A 1879-nucleotide genomic window follows, 5' to 3' on the forward strand; every position below is an offset into this window, starting at 1 on the left:
GCAGGGATGATCGGCGGCCGAGACATAGAGGTGGCTGATGCGGACAGAGCCGCGCCCCATCTGCCAGTCGGGAGCAAGCAGCGTCGATGCGGCCTCCGTCGCGCCGGAGGTGAACACGACGTGCTCGGGCCTGGCATTGACCAGTCTTGCCACGTCACGCCTGGCATCCTCGATCAGCCGCCGCGCCGCGCGGCCCTCGCTGTGAACCGACGACGGATTGGCGGCATCGAGCGCCGCGACCATAGCCGACCGCGCCTCTGCAATGAGAGGTGCGCTGGCGTTGTAGTCGAGATAGGCGCGAGTTGCGGCCATTTTCCTTCAGTCGATCCTGTCAGCAGCCATTCCGCGAGGACAGCGCGTTATTTCCTTGAAATTGCAAGGCGAGCCGTCCTATTTACCCGGCTTGCGGCGCGGGCGGCCGAGAAAATGCGTTCTCGGCACCCAGTTTTGAACAATTCTAAACTAGCTTCTAGGAAGACGCTTGCCCGGCGTCAAGGCCACAGAATGGGCCAAAGGAAGAGTCCGGGCTCGCGCCTTCGTATGCCACGTGGAGTATTTTATGCCTGAGGTCATTTTCGCCGGTCCGGCTGGTCGCCTGGAGGGCCGTTACCAGCCTTCCAAGGAAAAGAGCGCGCCGATCGCCATTGTGCTGCATCCGCACCCGCAATTCGGCGGCACGATGAACAACAAGATCGTCTACGACCTCTTCTACATGTTCCAGAAGCGCGATTTCACCACGCTTCGCTTCAATTTCCGCGGCATTGGCCGCAGCCAGGGCGAGTTCGACCACGGTACCGGCGAATTGTCGGACGCGGCCGCTGCGCTCGACTGGGTGCAGTCGCTGCATCCGGATTCCAAGAGCTGCTGGGTCGCGGGCTATTCCTTCGGCTCATGGATCGGCATGCAGCTGCTCATGCGCCGGCCCGAGATCGAGGGCTTCATCTCGGTCGCCCCGCAGCCCAACACCTACGATTTTTCGTTCCTGGCACCCTGCCCGTCGTCCGGCCTCATCATCCATGGCGATGCCGATAAGGTGGCGCCGCCCAAGGACGTGCAGACGCTGGTCGACAAGCTGCACACGCAAAAGGGCATAACCATCACGCAGAAGACTATCTCCGGCGCCAACCATTTCTTCGCCAACCACGCCGAACTGCTGATCGACGAATGCGCCGATTACCTCGACCGGCGTCTGGCCGGCGAGCTCGCCGATCCACGGCCGAAGCGGCTGAGGTAGATTTCGGGCAATCCTTAGACCAAATAGCTCTACGGGCGGTCAGCTGACAATTGCTCGCGGCTCCGCCTCGCCAGCGATGTTTTACCCTTGGATCCGCTGGAAGACAGCAGCCGGAACGTGCGCTTGGGCACGGGTCTGGTCGACGACGGCCGCCGGAAGATGAAACCGAGCCGCGCGAAGACCAACCCTGCGGCGATCGCAAAGGCTAGGCCGAGCCCAAAGCCGGCCACTGTGTCGCTCGGATAATGCGCGCCGACGAAGACGCGCGTCGAAGCGATCAAGGCCGTGAGCGCAAGCGCAATGTGCCAGCGCCTTGGAAACAGCAGCAAGAGGACGCCGAACACCGCCCCCATCGTCGTGGCATGGCCGGACGGAAAGCCGGCGAAGCGCGCATCCATGGCGAAGGGATGCAGCGACAGCACCCCGTAATCGTTGAAATAGAGCGGCCGGGCCCGGCCGATGCCGTATTTCAGTAAGTTGACGGCCAACCCGGAAAGACCAACCGCGCAAAGCACCAGGAAAGCGAAGCAGGTCCAATTGTAGACGAGCAGACGCGACGACCTGGAAAGCCGTCGCCAGTCCGTCAGGTTGGCGGCGACGAGGCAGAGAGCGGCGGGGGTGAGATAACAGCCGCCCAGGCCGGAA

3 protein-coding genes are annotated in these 1879 nt (G+C 62.7%); 1 reads left to right on the forward strand and 2 read right to left on the reverse strand.

The window, feature by feature from the left end:
* Positions 1–312 (reverse strand): aminotransferase class V-fold PLP-dependent enzyme (locus EOA32_RS36685; protein ID WP_128374270.1); only part of this gene is annotated, 312 nt, incomplete at its 3' end.
* A 247-nt stretch (positions 313–559) separates the two neighbouring features.
* Between EOA32_RS36685 and EOA32_RS36690 the strand changes: the two genes are divergently transcribed.
* Positions 560–1234, forward strand: coding sequence for an alpha/beta hydrolase (locus EOA32_RS36690; protein WP_066995082.1), 675 nt, complete (start codon positions 560–562; stop codon positions 1232–1234).
* A 29-nt stretch (positions 1235–1263) separates the two neighbouring features.
* Here EOA32_RS36690 and EOA32_RS36695 read toward each other — a convergent pair.
* Positions 1264–1879, reverse strand: a 616-nt coding sequence (locus EOA32_RS36695; protein WP_128374271.1) for a phosphatase PAP2 family protein, incomplete at its 5' end; no start/stop codon positions are given.

Source organism: Mesorhizobium sp. M1A.F.Ca.ET.072.01.1.1, from assembly GCF_004023325.1.
Classification (GTDB): domain Bacteria; phylum Pseudomonadota; class Alphaproteobacteria; order Rhizobiales; family Rhizobiaceae; genus Mesorhizobium.